Origin of the sequence: Empedobacter sp. R750 (assembly GCF_030324345.1) — a bacterium.
Lineage (GTDB): Bacteria > Bacteroidota > Bacteroidia > Flavobacteriales > Weeksellaceae > Empedobacter > Empedobacter falsenii_C.
On record NZ_JACAGF010000006.1, the window covers coordinates 100,354 to 119,234 of the forward strand.

Here is an 18,881-nt window from a genome sequence, read left to right on the forward strand (position 1 = left end):
GATAACAAAATAATCAATACTTTGAAATAGTAAATTATACAAACCAAAAAAACCTCGAGAGATTCTCGAGGTTTTTTGGTTTAATTTATTTTCCCTTCATAATAAACAGGATTTCCTTTTTCGTCGAAACCAATTATGGTTAATTGATAATCTTTTGGTTTATCATTGTTGAAATATTCTATTTCTGTGTTTTCTCCTGGAGCTGTATACAAATTAGGATTCCAAAATAAAGTGCTTCTTATATCATTTGGAATATCGTTGTAAAGCGACTCGTAATCATCATTGCTAAAATATGGCAGAGATTGATTGTAGCCACCAATCTGAATTAAATTATTTGGTAACATCGGCGTGTTATCAACTGGCGCATCACTTCCTCGTTTCGAATAAATTGCAATTGCATTTCCAAGTAAACCAGCGCCTTTGAAAATTTTTACCATCGCAATATCTCTAGGATTAATGCTCGTTAAATTATCCGAAGTCATTTTCATTTCGTTCCAATAAATTGCAACTTCAGAATTTCTGATTTTAGGAACTCCGTTAGAAACCGTTAATCCTGCAACTCGTCCAGCTAAAAAGTCCATAATATTTGTATAACCTTCTATTGGCTGAGATTCGTTTACAAAATCTATCACAGTTTCGTTTATATTATTGAACATTCCGCTACTTAATTCATTGTTCAGCTTCTCTGTTTTCGTTTTTTTGTCCGCTTTTACAACAACTTCTTTCAAGCGAATACTTTTATCATTGATAATTTTGATGTTCTGTTTATACGTATTTTGCTTCTCGACTTCCTCTTTATTCGTGATTTCTTCTAATAAATATGGCGTTGCTGGCAATTTAGATTTATAACTTGTGCTTTTATAATTTGGTACAACAGATAAAGTTAAAGTTCCATTATTGGCAGATTTTCCATTTTCCGAATTCAAGAAATAATTCATCGCCATTGGTCCATAATAAAACAAATTATTCATTTCGAAATTACCTTCGTAATCCGTATCAAGCGAAGCAAATTCTTTTCCATTATTTTGCATTTTATAGATAATACTCAACGAAGCATTACTCAATTCTCTTCCGTTATTATACACTTTTACTTTGTACGAAAGATATCTACGATCATTGTCAATAGTAGGTTTTACGATATTTCCAACCACTAAATCTTCCCAATTAAATCTTTTCCATTTTTCTGTTATTAAAAGCGCATCAAGATTTTCTGAGAATTCATTATTTTTAAAATATTGTGTCGGATGATTAATTTTCGAACTAAAATCTCGCGTCAACAACATCGCAGAAATTAAATTATCGTCATCATTATTTTTTTGATCTTTGATAACAGCCGAAAAATTAATTTCTTCAGGATATTTTACCTTAATTGTATTTAATTCTCGCGGATTTGTTGTTGTTTCGAAAGAAATTTCTGGTTTTTTGTATGATTCTTTTGGATTGATAAATATCAAACGATTGGCAACTTGAATATCATTTGCATCAAAAATGGCAATGTTCAAAATACCTTTATCATTGTCTAAAACCTCTTTTGGAACATAAGTAGAAACCGATTCCACACTTTTTACAATTTGAGAACTCATCACAAGTTCGTTGTTAATTGTTCCAATAATTTTATAATTCAATAAAGGATTTTCTTGATTGATACTTTTTAATTGAATCACAATATCTTTGCTATTTCGAACAACTTTTAACAGAATTCCATCTTTTTTAGCTTCGGGTAAATCAATAATTTGTTGATTTCCTTTTTCGTCATTCAATTGCACTTGATAAGATTTACCTTCTTCTGCTCTCAACGCAAAAGTCGCGACGTTTTCATCTAAATTATCAAATGTTGAAATTTTATTGGCAGGATTATTTTTCTCGAATACAAAACCATTCCATTTTTTTGGTAAATTTCCGTCTGACTTTAGTCTTACAGCAAATTTAGTTGTCTGATTTTGAATAAAATTCCCACCTTCAGCAAAAGCTTTCGCATTCCATTTTAAATTTGGATTTGGAACAAGTTTTAGCTTAGAATTTGGATTAAAAATTTTAATTTGATTGATGTATTGAAATTCTTCTGAAAAGAAAGTCATGTAAGTTGTATAGGCTCTTACAAAGTAAATTCCTTCCTCGTTTTCGTTTTTGGTATTCAGTGTTCCATCACTTTCTCCGTTCACAACAGGAACCAATTTTCGGTCGATTAATTTTTTGTCTTTATCGTATAATTCAACAATAAGATTTGTAGAAATTAAGCTCGGTTTGTAGCCATTTAATGTATAAGCTTTAAACCAAATATTGTCGCCAGCAATGTAATCTTCCTTATCAAATAATAAATAGACTTTTTCTTGAGCATAATTTGTATCCAGACTTTTTATGGCCGTTTCCAGTTTTGATTGCGCAAAAGTTGTAATCGAGCAAAAGTATAATGCGAGTAAATAAATATATTTCATGCGAGAATGATTAATCAAATAGAATGAATTTGAACTCTTAAAATTATCATTATTTAGACGATTTTCATTCATACTTTTTATTAAAGTTTATCATAACTTTTGATTGAATGATGATTTTTCTTCTCGAATAATGTTAATTTTTGTTAATGAATTTAATTAAAAGACATTAAATAAAAAAACCTCGAGAATTTCTCGAGGTTTTAAATTTATAAAGAAATGTTGTTGGATTAGATTCCGTCAACAATTGCATTTAATGTTGCAGATGGACGCATTGCAGCAGTTGTTTTAGCAAAATCTGCTTTGTAGTAACCACCAATATCTTGAGGTTTACCTTGCGCACCGATTAACTCTTCGTTAATTTTTGCTTCGTTTTCTTCCATAGCTTTTGCAACAGGAGCAAATTTAGCAGCTAAATCAGCATCTTTTGTTTGATTTGCTAACGCTTCTGCCCAGTACATTGCTAAATAGAAGTGAGAACCACGGTTATCAATAGTTCCTAATTTACGACCTGGAGATTTGTCAGTCGCTAAGAATTTAGCATTTGCTTCATCTAAAGCATCAGCTAAAGTTTGAGCTTTTGCGTTTCCTTGTGTTTGAGAAACGTGCTCTAAAGAAGCTTGTAATGCTAAGAACTCACCTAAAGAATCCCAACGTAAGTAACCTTCTTCTACGAATTGTTCGATGTGTTTTGGAGCAGATCCTCCCGCACCAGTTTCGAATAATCCACCTCCGTTCATTAACGGAACAATAGATAACATTTTAGCAGAAGTTCCTAATTCTAAAATCGGGAATAAATCTGTTAAGTAGTCACGTAAAACATTACCAGAAACAGAAATAGTATCTTTTCCTTCTCTTGCACGGCTTAAAGTTTCTTTCATAGCATCTTTAACGTCCATGATACGAATATCTAAACCTGTTGTATCGTGATCAGCTAAGTATTTTTCAACTTTTTTGATGATTTGTTGATCGTGAGCTCTTCCTTTATCTAACCAGAAAATTGCTGGAGTATCAGATAAACGAGATCTATTAACCGCTAATTTAACCCAGTCTTGAATAGGAGCGTCTTTCGTTTGAGACATTCTGAAAATATCAGAAGTTTCAACTTTTTGCTCTAATAAAGTGTTTCCGTTTACGTCTTCAACTTTGATAGTTCCGTTTGCAGGAGCTTGGAAAGTTTTGTCGTGAGAACCATATTCTTCCGCTTTTTGAGCCATTAATCCAACATTAGGAACTGAACCCATTGTTGTAGGATCTAAAGCTCCGTTAGCTTTCATATCGTCTACAACAGCTTCGTAGAAACCAGCGTAAGAACGGTCTGGAATGATCGCTACAGTATCTTCTTCAGCACCATCTTTGTTCCACATTTTACCTCCGTTTCTTACCAATGCAGCCATAGATGCGTCAACAATAATATCAGAAGGAACATGGAAGTTCGTAATTCCTTTATCAGAATTAACCATTGCTACACGTGGTCCGTTTGCTAAATCAGCTTCAATTGCAGCTTTAATTTCTGCTTCTTGAGGTTGACCTTTGATTTTTTCGAATAAATCTGCTAAACCATTGTTTGGATTAATATCTAATGCTTTGAAAGTATCAGCATATTTTACGAAAACATCTTTGAAGAAAGTTTCAACGATTGCTCCAAAAATAACTGGATCAGAAACTTTCATCATTGTTGCTTTTAAGTGAGCAGACAATAATACGTTTTTATCTTTTGCTTCTTGAATTGCTTCTTGAACAAATGATCTTAAAGAGTTTAAGTTCATTACAGAAGAATCAATTACTTCACCAGCTTTTAAAGGCGCTGCTGATTTTAATTCTTGTACAGAACCATCTTCTCCGTAAAATTTGATTGTATATTCAGTTGCGTTTTCTAACGTAGTAGAATTTTCAGTACCGTAAAAATCACCAGATTTCATATAAGCAACTTCTGTTTTGCTATCTGTAGCCCAAGCTCCCATTTTGTGAGGATTAGCTTTTGCATAGTTTTTAACAGCTTTTGGTGCACGACGGTCAGAGTTTCCTTCACGTAAAACTGGGTTTACAGCAGAACCTAAAACTTTTCCGTATCTAGCTTTAATTGCTTTTTCATCTTCATTTTTTGGTTCAGCTGGATAATTTGGTACAGCAAAACCTTTCGCTTGCAATTCTGCAATCGCTTCGTCTAACTGAGGAACAGAAGCCGAAATATTAGGTAACTTAATGATATTTGCTTCCGGAGTAGTCGCCAAAGCTCCTAATTCTGCTAAAGCATCAGGAATTCTTTGTTCTTCTTTTAAGAATTCTGGGAAGTTAGCTAAAATACGTCCAGCTAAAGAAATATCTGGAACTTCGATTGTAATATCAGCTGTTTTCGTGAATCCTTGTACGATTGGCAAAAATGAGTGAGTTGCCAACATCGGAGCTTCATCCGTAAGTGTGTAATGAATTTTTGACATTATGTTTTAAATTTTTTTGAGACTATTTTAATAATAGTCAATTAAAAATACATCTTTTCAATTTTGAATGCAGATACTGCAAACTTTGCAAATATACAATATTTAGCAGATTAAGTTGACCATAAATCAATCATTTACACTAATTTTAGTATAATTTTTAACATGATTTTTGATAGGTCGTCAAGTTGATAATTTATTGAAAGAAAATTGTTCAAGTTGATAATTTTTGATTGATTTTTTTTTCAACTTCATGTATAAGTTGACTTTTGAGAAAATCGTCTTTTCAATTCTTCTTAAGAAACCAATTTTTATAAACTTAGTTTCTTTCTTAATTTTGCATAAAACAATTCTTTTGAAACAAAATTTAGCGACAATCGCATTTTATAATGTCGAAAATTTTTATTCTAAATCTTCAGACGAATCTTTTTTGCCTAGTAATTTTATCAAATGGAAAGATAATCGTTACGATACAAAGGTAAATAAGATTGCATTTTGCATCTCTAAAATTGGCAAATTAGAAACGAACGAATTACCTTATTTGGTTGGATTGGCTGAGGTTGAAAATGAAGAGGTTTTGCAAGATTTGATTCAAAATGATTTTTTGAAAGATGGCGATTATAGAACACTTTTATATGAATCATTAGATGAACGAAAAATAAATGTTGGATTAATTTATCGTCAACAATTTTTTGAAGTTTTAGAAAGCGAACCAATTAGATTTATCTTTAAAGATCAGTATGATACAAAGTCTTATACACGTGATATTTTATATGTAAAAGGAAATTTAGTTGGCGAAATTGTTCATCTTTTTATTGTTCATTTACCTTCTAAAATTGATAAAGAAATCAATCAATTAAAACGTCAACATATTTTTAAAACAATTCGAAAAAGAATTAACGATTTGTTAACCGAAAATTATTCGGAGAAAATTGTTGTGATGGGAGATTTTAATGATTCTCCAACAAATTCTGACTTAATTGATGAATTGGATACACGTTCCAAACAAGAAGAGATAAACCGAAACGAATTATTCAATCCAATGGTCAGTCTACAATCGTATAAAAGGGGTTCGATGATTTTTAAAAAACAATGGATGTTGTTTGATCAACAGCTTTTTTCGAAAGGATTTTTTGCTTCTCAATCAAATTTAGAATATATAAAAACAGATATTTTTGATGCTGATTTTTTGAAGAATACAGGCGGAAAATCAACTGGTTTGCCATTTAGAACTTTTGTTGGCGGAAAATATTTCGGTGGATATAGCGACCATTTTCCCGTTTATACCATTTTAAAATATTAAATTTGTAGCGGTATAATTTTAAGAATAGGTGAGAATCCACGAAAATGGTCAGGTTGAGATTGACGGAATCGATAAGTTGATTCTGAATGCCTTTATGGATAATGCAAACATACCTGTTTCGCAATTAGCAAAAGAATTAGGTATATCAAATACGGCAGTTCATCAACGCATTAAGAAATTAGAGGCTTCTGGTGTGATTGATTCGACAAAAGTAATTGTAAATCCTGCAATTTTAGGCTATTCAACGATGTCATTCGTTGGTGTTTTTATGGACAAACCTTCTTCTTATAAATTAGTTGTGAAAGCTTTGGAAGAAATTCCAGAAGTGGTGGAAGCTCATTTTACAACAGGAAATTATGGGATTTTCCTTAAAATTTTGAGTCGTGATAATCTACATTTAATGAATGTGTTGAACAAAAAAATTCAGCAAATTGATGGGGTTACACGTACAGAAACTATAATTTCGTTGGAGCAACCAATAGATAGACAAATAAAACTTTAATATACAAAGATGAATATTAATCAATATTTAGACTCGACGTATCTTAAAACACCTGAACAAGCAGGTATTTCGAATTCTGATACATTAGATATGGTGCACAAGTTGGCACAAGAAGCTATTGATAATGATATCTATGCAGTAATGATTCGTCCTGATTATGTAAGATCAGTTCGTGAATTATTGGATGAGAAAAAATCGAATGTTGTTTTGGGAACTGTAATTGGTTTTCCTGAAGGGACTTACGATTTGAATGAAAAGTTGAGAGAAGCGCAAAAAGCAATTGCTGATGGAGCCGATGAATTAGATTTTGTAGTCAACTACGAAGCATTCAAAAAAGGTGATAGCGATAAAGTAAAAGAAGAAGTAGAAGCTGCAACATTAGTCGCATTGCGTGAAGGTAAAGTTGTAAAATGGATTATCGAAACTGCTGCTTTAACAGATGATCAGATTGTTGGTATAACACAATTAATTCGTGATACTGTTTTAGAAAAAGCAGGTGAAGAAAATGCATCAAAAGTTTTTGTAAAATCTTCTACAGGTTTTTATAAAACTGAAAATGGAGAACCAAATGGAGCAAACGAGCATGTTATTAAATTAATGCTTGAAAATTCAGGTTCGCTTCCAGTGAAAGCTTCTGGCGGAGTTCGCACAACAGAAGAAGCTGAAAAAATGATCGCTTTAGGCGTGAAAAGAATTGGAACATCGTCTGCTTTAGCGATTGTAAAAGGAGAGCAAGGAGCAGAAGGTTATTAGAAAATTTCTACATTATAATACATTTAAAAGTCTCAATATTTATTGAGACTTTTTTTATTCATTAAAAATAAGCTTCCTTTTTTAGTTAATTTCTAAAAATACTTAAATAGCATATTGTATTTTATTATTTTTGGAGCCCTAAAATTATAACTTGATTTATATCAAGTGATTTGATTAAAAATGGTCGTAATTTTGCATAGATAACATTGATAAAATAGTATAGACGTATGTTGTTGAATAGTCGTAATGTTTATAATAAGTTGATTTTTGATGTAGGTATAACTGCATTTGAATTGAATGATATCCTACAAATAGAGGAATTGAGAAAAGAGTTATCCGTTGATGAGTATTTTGGAATAATCTGGTCTGGTTCTAAAAAATTTATTCATAAAATAAATGGAAAAGAATATTCGATTCCTAAAAACCATTTTCTTTTTATAGCTCCCAATATCTCTCAAGATTTTGTGAAACAAACTAGTCGTACTGATGCTTATTATATCGTTTTTAAACAAGAATTTTATTCGAAATCAATCGAAGAGAATTTGAAATTAGAAAATTCTACACTTTTTTCGCGAGATATCATAAATATTGTTGAGAATACAATTTGTTCTGCGCCAATTTTTGAGGCTAATTATTTGCAATATTTCTTTACTGCATTCGAAAATGAATTAGATATGAAGCTTGCTCATAATCTTTTGGAACGCATTATTATCAATGGTCAAATGGAAACATTTGATATGCAGAGCCAATTTATACAAGATGATTTTGATGTAGAGTTGGCAACTAAATTCAAAAAACTTTTGCAAGAAAATGTCAATGAAAACAAACAAGTATCTTTTTACATTGATAAACTTTTTATTACAAAAAGAAGGTTAGATAAAGCAACTCAAATCGTTTTTGGAAAAACAGCAAAAGAAATGATTGTGGAAGAATTGATGAAAAATGCAAAGATTTTATTAGTCAACTCAAAAATGTCAATAAAAGACATTGCGCTGGAACTCAATTTCCTCCAAGAGACCAATTTTACGGCGTTTTTCAAAAAAAATACTGGGATTTCTCCGACTAAATTCAGACAAAGCACTCCGAATTAAATAGTTAGAAATGTCGTTTTTCATCATCTTTTGGTATGATTTAATCTTTTAAGAACAAAAACATCTTCTACATTTGCAATCGCATTTGAGAATAACCAATCTTAAATATATAAACTACCAGATTATTTAACAAATATTTTTTAATAAATTTTTAACAAATTATAAAATGATGAAAAAATTAGCATTTATTTTAACGATTTTCTGTGCATTAGTTTCTGGAATGGCTTTAGCTCAAAAAACAGCTTCAGCAACATTGAATGTAAAATTATACCCAATTCAAACTATTCTTATTGGTACTGATAATACAGTTAACTTAGAATATCAAACAAAAGAAGATTATTCTAACGGTGTTACAAAAACTATGAACGACCACTTAATTGTATATAGTACTGGTGGTTTTGCTGTAAAAGTAAAATCTGAAAATGAAAACTTAGTTTTTACAAAAGGTTCTACAACAGATAACATTGCAGCTAATACAATTAATTTACAAGCGACTTTAGGTACTGGAAATGTATTAAATTCATCTTCTTTCAGTAAAGTTGTTTTAGATAAATCAGACAAAAACTTGATTTCTAGTACAGTTGGTGGTACAGATTTAAAATTCAACGTTGCGTATAACGGAAAAGGAAACAACGATTATGTAAACAAATATTACAATGTTGAGAATCCTAACGTGTATACAACTAATGTAACTTACACAATAGAAGCACAATAATATAAAAAAATAGGAAGTGGTATTGAAAAATATCACTTCTGTTTTTGCTTATGAAAGTTCTTCGTTTTTTAACAATCGTTTCTTTTTTAGCATTAATCATTTCAACTAAGATTAGTGCGCAATCAGGTATATCTGTAAGTCCACCAAGGACTTATTTTGCGTTAAATCCTGGTGAGTCTGAGCGTAAAAAGATTATGGTAACCAATGTAAGTGATGTACATACATTAGAGTTATCAGTTTCTTTTAATGATTGGAAGTATGATGAATTAGGAGCTAATGTAGTTTCTGAAATTAATACTTTACCAACAAGTAATGCAAACTGGATCACAGTTTTACCGAGTAATACATTTACACTTTTGCCAAGAGAATCGAAAGAAATAGAAGTTCTGATGCAAGTTCCAGAAAAGATAAATGCAGAAAGTGTGCATACTACGATGATGTACATCACGCAAACAAATCCGATCGATGGACAAAACAAAAGTGGAGAAAATATTAAAATCTCGATTCGTACAGGTGTCAAAATTTATCAACGATTAAATATTGCGCGTGATACAAATGTTGAGTTTACAAATTTTGTTTACGATAAAACTGAAAATCGTTTGGTGTTAAATATTTCGAATGATGGAAATGTTTGGAGCGAAGGAACGATTAGAAATGAAATCATTAATCAAGAAAATGGTCAACAAATAAAATTGCAAGATGCAGTTTTTTATAGTTTACCAAATGATAAAAGAATTGTATATATACCATTGCCAAAGGATTTGCCAAAAGGTTCGTATATTGTTACCTCAACTTTAAGTTTTGAGAAAGATGATCAATTGAAAATTGCTGAATTGACGTTCTCAAATGATAAATAATAATTTGTTTCAGAAAATAGTTTCAACAATTACAGTATTGTTGACAATGGCAGTGTCTGCTCAGTTTACGATTAATGCGCACAATAACGGTTGGGTGCAAGTAAATGGAAGTAGTGGAGTTACGGCGACTAATATTGTGGCTGTAGAAATGCACATGTCTGGTGCTTTAAATTATAAAAATTGGTCTTTAGTTGCGCGTGTTGTTTCGCCTATTGTAAATTCTCAGAAAAAAGAATTTCCTGTCGAAAAACTGAAATTGAAATTCAATAATTATACAACTTCTCAATATTATTCAGAGAATTATCCTACGCTAAATCAATTAGGAGTTATTCAGAATAACATTGCGATGAGTTTTTCTCCAAATTATTTTATCCGAAGTTCACCTTTAACAATTGCAACACCAGTAGGAAAATATGGTGCAATTGTCTTGAATTATGATATTGTGATTGATGCAGGAACATATCTAAATCCTCTAAAATCATGGAACAATTATCCTATTCAATTAGAGTTTTCTTTATTGAATGAATTTGGAGCTGTGATTGGAACAAGTCTTTTTTCGATTGAAATGCAAATTAGTCCAAATGGAAATTACGAACCAATTCAAACGCTTTCTATTGCGGTCGATGGTTCTGCTGTAAATGGAGAATTGGTTTTCAATACGATACAAGATTATAAAAATGGTGTGAAGAAAGAATATCAAAACGGGTTGATTGTTTCTTCTGATACGGCTTACGATATTCAAGTTTCGTCGCTTAATCAATATTTACAATCGAGTGATGCACAGAATTTGGAATTAAATTCAATCAATGTTCAGATAAAAGACACCGAAACAAATAATCTTTCTAAGGTTATAAAACTTTCAAATTACAATCAATCATTGATGACGAATAGTTCTAAAACGGCTTCAAAAAAATATAATATTATTTATTCTACAACTCCGTCGGATAATAAAATTTTGAATAGTAAACCTGGGAATTATTCAACTTCTTTGCTGTACACGATTACACCTTTGTAAAACAATATGTTCTTTTTAATCAATTATTTTCGAAGCGTATTTTTTATTCTGCTTATTCTTGTTAGCGGACAAAATTTGCGTGCTCAAACTATAAATAATGGATTGAAATTTAGCACAATAAAAGAAGTTAAATTAGAAGATAACAACAACTTTTCTGTTATTCTTCAATTAGAAAATACAACCAATGATACGATAAATGCTCGTCTAGGAATTAAAATTCCTTCAGCAATAAGATCGTATTCGCAAGATAATCTTCAAATAAAAATCAATCCAAACAAGAAGGCTTTTATTCCAATGCAGTTTACGGTGAACAAATCGCAAATGGCTGGAAAATTAGATTTAGAATTCAGTATTATTGATTTTTTAAGCAAAAAAGAAATAGGAAAATCCGTTACTTCGGTTGTTGTTTTGCAGAAGAGAAACATCAAAATTTTTCCTGTCCAGAGTAATATTTTTTATCGTCAAGAAGGAGATTCTATTCATTATGAATTGAAAGTAATGAATATGGGAAATCAAGCAGAAGAAGTTTTGTTAACCAATGTTCTTCCCGACTTCAGAGGTAATTTTACTTCTGAAAACAAGCGAATTATAGTTGAAGCTTTTCAAGAAAAAATTGTTCGATTTTCTAAATATGTAGACCGCGATATGATGAAAATTGAAAGTTTTCAGGCAAATGTTTCGGGTTATACAACGACCAAAGATTTTGCAGGAAATGTGTTTTTTACCATTCAGAATGCAAGTTCCAATCGTGTATATAGAGATCCAACAATGTTAAATCAGAATTGGACCAATTTTTCTACAAATTATGTTCGATTAACTGCTCGTGATATCAATTCTGCTAATGCGAATTATAATTTAATGGCGCATCAAGAATTTTCGGTTGGGTTGAATGAATTTGCATATAATATTAATGGAACAACTTGGAATAACGATCAAGACATGGTTTTGACGGATTCTTGGGTGAAATATCAACGAAAAGACAAGGGAATTTTAATCGGATCAATCAACAACAACGATTTTGATATTCCAATTAATGGACGAGGCGTGATGTTGTTTAATAATTATGATAAGAATGATAACCGAATTGTAGTTGGAACAGTCGAAAAAAATTATAATTTATTAGATGATTTGAGTAATGATGTTTTCAAGAATAGTCATACAACTTTTGCGAATGGACGATTTTTGATAAAAGATAAAAACGAATTAGAAACAACCGCTTTATTTGATAGAAATTATTCGACAACGGACTTTGTTTTGACAAATGGTTACAAATGGATTACGCCAAATAAGTGGAATCACTCGGTGAAATTTGGGTATGGTTTGTCAAAATTTAAAGAGACAAATGATGTCGAAAATTCATTATCAGTTTCTGCAAATGTTTCAGGAACAATAGGTAAATTTGATTTTTATAGTTCCAATTATTACAGCTCAGGATATTATCCTGGAACGCGACGTGGAGCTTTGTATCTGAATCAGCGTTTGCAACGTACGTTTTCTAAATTTTCGTTGTGGTCTTCGTTAACGATTACGAATAACAATCCGAAATCTATCGATCCGTATTTGATTAATTATATGCAAGCAAATGAGTCGAAAACGTTGCGTTTTGAGACGGGAATTTCGTTCAAATTAGCAAATCATTTTAATCTTTCGATTTCTCCAAAATTCAATATAGAAAAATCAAATATTCTGAATTATGAGACGTTTACGTACATGCCGATGGATTTTAAATCGACTTATTTAAACGGAACATTTACTTGGTTGTCTAATTCACGTGTGCATCAGTTGGTGTTGAATGCTTTGGGAGGGTTTTCTGAGCTAAACGAATTGAGTAAGGTTGATCCAATTGTTTATGGACAATTAACGTGGAATGTGAAAAACTTTCAGTTAAACTCAATTTATCAACGAGGAAGTATGATGATTGCAGAGGTTTATTCGACGAATAATCTAAATCATCAATTAGAACGTTTTACAACTTCGGCGAGTTTTCGTCAAAGCTTTTTTCAGAAAAAATTGAATACGGCAGTTTCTACTTATTATAATATTGACAAAAATTTTGGAAATACCCTAACTTTTGGAGCTTCTGTGGATTATCAACCAATTGATAATTTTATTGTGAGTACACAAACGAATTTTAGCCATTACGATTCGAAAACATTGAATAGCAAACAAACTTATTTGCAAGTTGGTGTACAATATAATTTGCCTGCGAAACGTACTGTGACAGATGTAAAAGACGGAACATTAAATTTGTTTGTGTTTTATGATTACAATGCAAATGGTATTTTTGATGAAGGTGATAAAGTGGCTGATAGTCGTAATGTGAAGATAAATGAAACTAACTTTATTACAGATTTAGAAGGAAATATAAAGTATAAAAAAGTTCCATATGGTAATTATTTAATCAAACTTCCTGGACAAAAATGGTTTGCACAAGATTATGCGGTTAATATTAATTCTAAAACGACTTCTATTTCTATTCCAATGCAACAAACTGGTGTTGTGAGAGGGAAAGTTGAGTATGAATTATCTTCAAATTTGGAGTATCAGGTTTCGGCAAATTTATTCGGGTTTACGTTGATTTTTAATCACGAAAATGGACAGATATTTACAGTTAAAACAAATGATAGAGGTGAATATACAGCTTTTTTACCTGTTGGAAATTACACGTTTCATCTTGTTGAAAATAGTTTACCGGAACATGTTTATGCAAAAACATATTTGAATAAAATAACGGTAGAAAAGGAACAAAATACAGAATATGAACCGCTTATTCTGAAAATTAAGGAACGAAAAGTTAACATTAAACGTTTTGGTAGTTAATGGATATTTTGATTTACTTTGCATCAAAATAAACTCTAAATGCCACTAACTTTTTGCCATCCAGCAATTATTCTTCCGCTAAAAAAGCTAAAATCAAATTGGTTTTCGATGACAGGATTAATTATTGGTTCGATGTCGCCAGATTTAGAATATTTCTCTCGAATGGAGATTGTAGCAACGCACAGTCATTTGTTTTGGGGTGTTTTGTATTTCGATTTACCAATTGCTCTTATTTATTGTTTCGTTTTTCACATATTTGTTCGAAACATTTTAATCAATCATTTACCAATTTTTTTAAAAGAACGATTTGCTCAATTTCTAAATTTTGATTGGATTTACTATTTTAAAAAACATTGGATAATTGTGATTCTTTCAATTATAATAGGAGCTTATTCGCATCTTTTTTGGGATGCTTTTACTCACGAATGGGGATATTTTTCGAAATTAATTCCAGCTTTAGAAGAAACTTGGTTTCAAATTCCTTTCAATAATTTCGAAGTAAAAGGTTATAAATTTCTACAACATTTTAGCACATTTATCGGTGCGATTTTTATTGCTTTTGGGATGTATAAAATGCCAAAACAAATCCTTCCTAAAACTAAATTTGATTACTTCTTTTGGTTAAAAATAATCTTATTCACAACAATTATTTCTGCAATACGATTAGTTTTCTTTCCAATAGAAATTGGATTAGGCAACATCATTGTCGTTATCGGAATGAGTGGTTTTATTAGTTTGGTTGGTTTTGGGGTGAAAAAAAAATATTGTTAAATAAAAAAATCTCTTCAATAATACTGAAGAGATTTTTTTATGTATTTATAATTTTAATATTTATCGAAGTGTAATCACATTTTGACCAACTTTGTATCCATTTTGGTAAATATCGATTTTATATTCACCTTTTGGAAAGTCATAATCAACCCAGTCAAAATTAACTCTTGAACCAGACATATTATTGTAATTAACTTTTACACGATCAGAATATTCTACAGAAGATCCAGAACGTAAAGTTGTTTCACCAGCATCAGCACCTTTAAATTTTCCTATCTCGCCGTTTGGTTTATAAATAGATACATACAATTCTTTGGTTTCTGAAGTCGCATTCAAGTTTTTATCCAAATCGAAAGATACTCTAACCTTATCAATTCTTCTTGCTCGCGTTGTTTCCACTTCTTTTCCGCTTGATTTTACTCGCAAACCTTTAATCGTATAATTTGAAATCGATAAAGTGGAATTCGTTTCTTTGATTAAATTCTGATGATTTTCTTTTTCAGTACTCAAATTTGATTCAACAGTTTTTTTCTGCTCATTCAAATGAGAATTTTCCGAAGTTAACTCTGTATTCTTGTTTGTCAGCTTTTTATTTTCGTCTTTCAAGCGAACAATTTCTTCTTTATAAACCTTAATATCTGCTTGCAAAGAAGTAATCAAACGTTTAGCACGCTGCAATTCTCCACTTGTAATTCCTTCTTTATTTAAGATTGATTGAATCTCTTTTTGTTTCTCCAAAATCAATCGATCTTGATAACTTAAAGAAGAATCTTTTTTTACAACACGAGTTTTAGCATCGTCAAAATCAGATCTAATAATACGTAATTCTTGTTTCAGAATTTCTCTAGATCGTTCCAAATCATTGATATCACTTTGCATTTCTATCGAAGATTTTGCATTTGCTTCTTTAGAATATACAATATACCCAATAGCCAATAACAAGGCTACAGCTAAAACAGCTATAATAATGTTTTTTACGAACTCTTTTTTATGTTTAGGATTTGTAGAGGGCTCGAGATCTTTATATTCTGTCATTTTAATTATTTCGAAGAATAAACTTCGACACAAAAATTAAACCATTTTTGTAAATGTCTATAACTAATGAAAAATTTAACATTTAAGAATTGTAGCAAAATTCTACAAATTGATCAAAATCTTAGTCGTTTGTCTCTTTTTTAATGTTTTCAGAAACTTCATCCAATTTATTTTCGGCTTCCGTTTTCAATTCATCTGCTTTTTCTTCCAAATCTGTTTTTTCTTCTTTAAAAGTCTCTTTCAAATCTGAAACTTTCTCTTTCACAAAAGCACTTGTTTCTTTCATTTGCTTTTCCGCAATATCTTTTACTTCGTTATAATCTTGCTTCGATCTTTCTTTAAAATCTTTTGCAGCTTCTTTCGATTGCGCTTTCAAATCTCCCGAAGCATCTTTTATATTATTGATTGTTTTTCGCGCAAAATCCGATGCATCATCTGCAATCAAGGTTCCTGTTTTCTTTACTGTTGCCGAAACATCGTCAAATTTATCTCCCGCAACATCAATCGCAGTTTCCGTTTTTCCTAAAATTCTTTTCAAAAAAGTTCTAAGTCCCATAATAATTTATTTTGTTGATTATTTTCAGTTTAAATTTACAGCTTCATTTGCAATTTTAGAATGAATTAATTTAATTTTTTATTTAAAAATATGAATTTCAACTATTTTAAACGATATTATCTCGGAATTTTAATGTTCAGTTTACTGACTATTTTTAGTTGTAATCCGAATAAAAATCAATCCGAAATACATCAAAATAATACATCCGAAGAAATAACCTTCAAATATTCGACCAAAAACAAAAATTTTGTCAGCGCGCATCGTGGTGGAAGTGGCATACATGGTTTTCCTGAAAATTGTATCGAAACTTTGGATCATCTTTATCAAAAAGGAATACAAATTTTTGAGATTGATGTTGCCGAAACAAAGGATAATCAACTTATTTTAATGCACGATAATTCGTTGCAACGGACAAGTACTGGGCGACAAGATGTCAATCAAGTTGACTTAAAAACCATTAAGGAATACTTTTTGGTAGATCATTTTGGACAACAAACGTCATACAAAATTCCAACTTTTGCAGAAGCGTTAAATTGGGGAAAAAGTAAACCAATTTATTTTATGGTTGACATCAAAAAAGGTGTTGATTATCGTGATATTGTGAAAACAATAGAGCAAGCAAACATGCAAAATCAGGTTGTTTTGGTGACGTATACAGTTGGTCAAGCGAAAAAATTGCATCAACTTGCGCCAGATATGTTATTGTCTGTTTCGATGCGAAACGAACACGAATTTAATGAAATGATGAACAGCGGAATTCCAACTGACAAAATGGTTGCATTTACGGGAACTCGACGCAATGATAAATCATTTTTAAATAAAATTCATGACAAAGATATTTTGGTCATTTTTGGAACGTTAGGAAACTTAGACAAAAGTGCTTCGGCGAAAAATGGACAACTTTACCGCGATTTAGAAAAAGATGGTGTCGACATTTTTGCAACGGACAGAGCAATGGATGTACATCAAACGATTAATAAAAATTAAATGGAAACAATATCTCTTAAGGATTCAAATTATTTCTCAAAATTGATGCTAAATTATATCAATCAAGACGAGAATTTGAAAGACTTCTACAACCTATTTCCAATCAAAGAAAACTATATAAAACAAGCAAAAAATAAGCTTGAACATTATAAAAATAGAGCAATTCTTGTTGACCAAATTTCGAAACAATTAAGTCATTTAGATTTATCGGAAAAGCAACAAAATAATCTACAAAAATTAAGAGAAAAGAATACAGTAACGATTACGACTGGACACCAATTAAATTTATTTACAGGTCCAATTTTCTTTTTTTATAAAATTTTGCAAGTCATCAAAGCATGCGAGGAATTAAATAATGAACAAAGTGAAATCAATTTTGTTCCGATGTTTTGGATGGCGACAGAAGATCACGATTTTGAAGAAATTAATCATTTCAAATTTGGAGATCGAATTATTCATTGGGAAAAAGAGTTTGGCGGGCCTGTTGGCCGTTTATCAACAGATGGTTTACAAAAAGTTTTTGATTCATTTTTGTCATTAATTCCAAATGGAAAAAAGAAAACTGAATTACAAAATCTAATTGAAGCCTCTTATTTATCGAATGATAATTTGACGGATGCAACACGAAAATTGGTTCATCTATTGTTCAAAGATCTTGGATTGTTAATGATTGATGGCGATGATAAAGAATTGAAAAAACTGATGATTCCGACTTTCGAAGAAGAATTAATTCAGTCAACATCATTCAAAAAAGTAATACCTCAAAATGAGAAATTAGAACAATTGGGTTATTCTATTCAAGTAAATCCTCGTGAGATAAACTTGTTTTATATTAATCAAAATAATTCTCGCGAACGTATTGTTGAACAAAATGGAACGTATTTTGTCAATAACACTTCAATCAAATTTTCGAAAGAAGAAATTGTTGCCGATTTACATCAAAATCCAGATAAATTTAGTCCAAATGTGATTTTGAGACCTTTGTACCAAGAAACAATTTTACCAAATATTGCCTATGTTGGTGGAGGTGGCGAAATGGCTTATTGGTTACAATTGAAAGAAATGTTCAATCAATTTGAAGTTGATTTTCCACTTTTAGTTTTGAGAAATTCATTATTAATCCGAACTGAAAAACAACACGAAAAACAACAAAAATTAGATTTATCAAACGAAGATTTATTTTCAAATAGTTTAGCAATCACAAAAAAACGTTCGATAAATTCTTCAGAAATTGCTCCAAAACTTCCTGAATTGGAAGAAGAATTAAAAAGTATTTTTGATCGTTTGGAACATTTGAGTTCGTTAACAGAATCTTCTTTTGCGGATATGATACAAGCGCAGCGTACAAAACAGTTGAAAGGTTTTGAGAAAATAAAACAACGTTTGGTGCATGCAGAAGTGAAAAAAAATGAGGATTTATTGAAGAGAATCGAGCAATTACTGAATGATCTTTCTCAACAAAATGGTTTACAAGAACGTGTGAAAAATTTTGCTGATTTTGATTACATTAATATTCAGTATTTCATTGATTTTATTGAAGATAGTCTTCGACCTTTTGATTTTGAGTTCATCATAAATACATTGAAAGAGGAACTCTAAACAAAAC

At 30.8% G+C, this 18,881-nt stretch carries 15 protein-coding genes; 11 read left to right on the plus strand and 4 right to left on the minus strand.

What is annotated here, in order from left to right:
* Positions 1 to 80: 80 nt before the first annotated feature.
* Positions 81 to 2,507: a hypothetical protein gene (locus tag HXZ74_RS08050; protein ID WP_286474773.1), complete on the minus strand. Its 2,427-nt coding sequence runs from the start codon at positions 2,505 to 2,507 to the stop codon at positions 81 to 83.
* A gap of 155 nt (positions 2,508 to 2,662) precedes the next feature.
* Positions 2,663 to 4,873: an NADP-dependent isocitrate dehydrogenase gene (locus tag HXZ74_RS08055; RefSeq protein ID WP_280061751.1), complete on the minus strand. Its 2,211-nt coding sequence runs from the start codon at positions 4,871 to 4,873 to the stop codon at positions 2,663 to 2,665.
* A gap of 352 nt (positions 4,874 to 5,225) precedes the next feature.
* Here HXZ74_RS08055 and HXZ74_RS08060 point away from each other — a divergent pair, with 352 nt between their 5' ends.
* The 9 genes from HXZ74_RS08060 (at position 5,226) to HXZ74_RS08100 (ending at position 14,697) form a co-directional block, all read left to right on the plus strand.
* Positions 5,226 to 6,173, plus strand: coding sequence for an endonuclease/exonuclease/phosphatase family protein (locus HXZ74_RS08060; RefSeq protein WP_280061750.1), 948 nt, complete (start codon positions 5,226 to 5,228; stop codon positions 6,171 to 6,173).
* Between the two features lie 28 nt (positions 6,174 to 6,201).
* Positions 6,202 to 6,675: an Lrp/AsnC ligand binding domain-containing protein gene (locus HXZ74_RS08065; protein WP_125350002.1), complete on the plus strand. Its 474-nt coding sequence runs from the start codon at positions 6,202 to 6,204 to the stop codon at positions 6,673 to 6,675.
* A gap of 9 nt (positions 6,676 to 6,684) precedes the next feature.
* Entirely contained in the window at positions 6,685 to 7,428 is a 744-nt protein-coding gene (gene deoC, locus HXZ74_RS08070) for a deoxyribose-phosphate aldolase (protein ID WP_286474775.1), read from the plus strand.
* A gap of 227 nt (positions 7,429 to 7,655) precedes the next feature.
* Positions 7,656 to 8,519 carry a helix-turn-helix domain-containing protein gene (locus tag HXZ74_RS08075; RefSeq protein ID WP_286474778.1) on the plus strand — a complete coding sequence of 288 codons (864 nt, stop codon included), beginning with the start codon at positions 7,656 to 7,658 and terminating at the stop codon, positions 8,517 to 8,519.
* Between the two features lie 166 nt (positions 8,520 to 8,685).
* Positions 8,686 to 9,234, plus strand: a complete 549-nt coding sequence (locus tag HXZ74_RS08080; protein ID WP_286474780.1) for a hypothetical protein — start codon at positions 8,686 to 8,688, stop codon at positions 9,232 to 9,234.
* 50 nt (positions 9,235 to 9,284) lie between these two features.
* Positions 9,285 to 10,091 carry a fimbrial biogenesis chaperone gene (locus HXZ74_RS08085; protein ID WP_280061746.1) on the plus strand — a complete coding sequence of 269 codons (807 nt, stop codon included), beginning with the start codon at positions 9,285 to 9,287 and terminating at the stop codon, positions 10,089 to 10,091.
* A complete protein-coding gene (locus HXZ74_RS08090) occupies positions 10,081 to 11,106 on the plus strand; it encodes a hypothetical protein (RefSeq protein WP_286474782.1) in 1,026 nt (341 codons plus the stop codon). Before HXZ74_RS08085 ends, HXZ74_RS08090 begins: the two co-directional genes overlap by 11 nt.
* 102 nt (positions 11,107 to 11,208) lie before the next feature.
* Entirely contained in the window at positions 11,209 to 13,926 is a 2,718-nt protein-coding gene (locus HXZ74_RS08095) for a COG1470 family protein (RefSeq protein WP_286474785.1), read from the plus strand.
* A 39-nt stretch (positions 13,927 to 13,965) separates the two neighbouring features.
* Positions 13,966 to 14,697, plus strand: coding sequence for a DUF4184 family protein (locus tag HXZ74_RS08100; RefSeq protein ID WP_280061743.1), 732 nt, complete (start codon positions 13,966 to 13,968; stop codon positions 14,695 to 14,697).
* A gap of 60 nt (positions 14,698 to 14,757) precedes the next feature.
* Here the strand turns inward: HXZ74_RS08100 and HXZ74_RS08105 are convergent, their stop codons facing one another.
* Positions 14,758 to 15,732, minus strand: coding sequence for a DUF8428 domain-containing protein (locus HXZ74_RS08105; protein WP_280061742.1), 975 nt, complete (start codon positions 15,730 to 15,732; stop codon positions 14,758 to 14,760).
* A gap of 121 nt (positions 15,733 to 15,853) precedes the next feature.
* Positions 15,854 to 16,288, minus strand: a complete 435-nt coding sequence (locus HXZ74_RS08110) for a hypothetical protein (protein ID WP_280061741.1) — start codon at positions 16,286 to 16,288, stop codon at positions 15,854 to 15,856.
* Positions 16,289 to 16,378: 90 nt separating this feature from the next.
* Between HXZ74_RS08110 and HXZ74_RS08115 the strand changes: the two genes are divergently transcribed.
* Positions 16,379 to 17,275, plus strand: coding sequence for a glycerophosphodiester phosphodiesterase family protein (locus HXZ74_RS08115; protein ID WP_286474786.1), 897 nt, complete (start codon positions 16,379 to 16,381; stop codon positions 17,273 to 17,275).
* Positions 17,276 to 18,874, plus strand: a complete 1,599-nt coding sequence (gene bshC / locus HXZ74_RS08120; RefSeq protein WP_286474789.1) for a bacillithiol biosynthesis cysteine-adding enzyme BshC — start codon at positions 17,276 to 17,278, stop codon at positions 18,872 to 18,874.
* Positions 18,875 to 18,881: the final 7 nt, after the last annotated feature.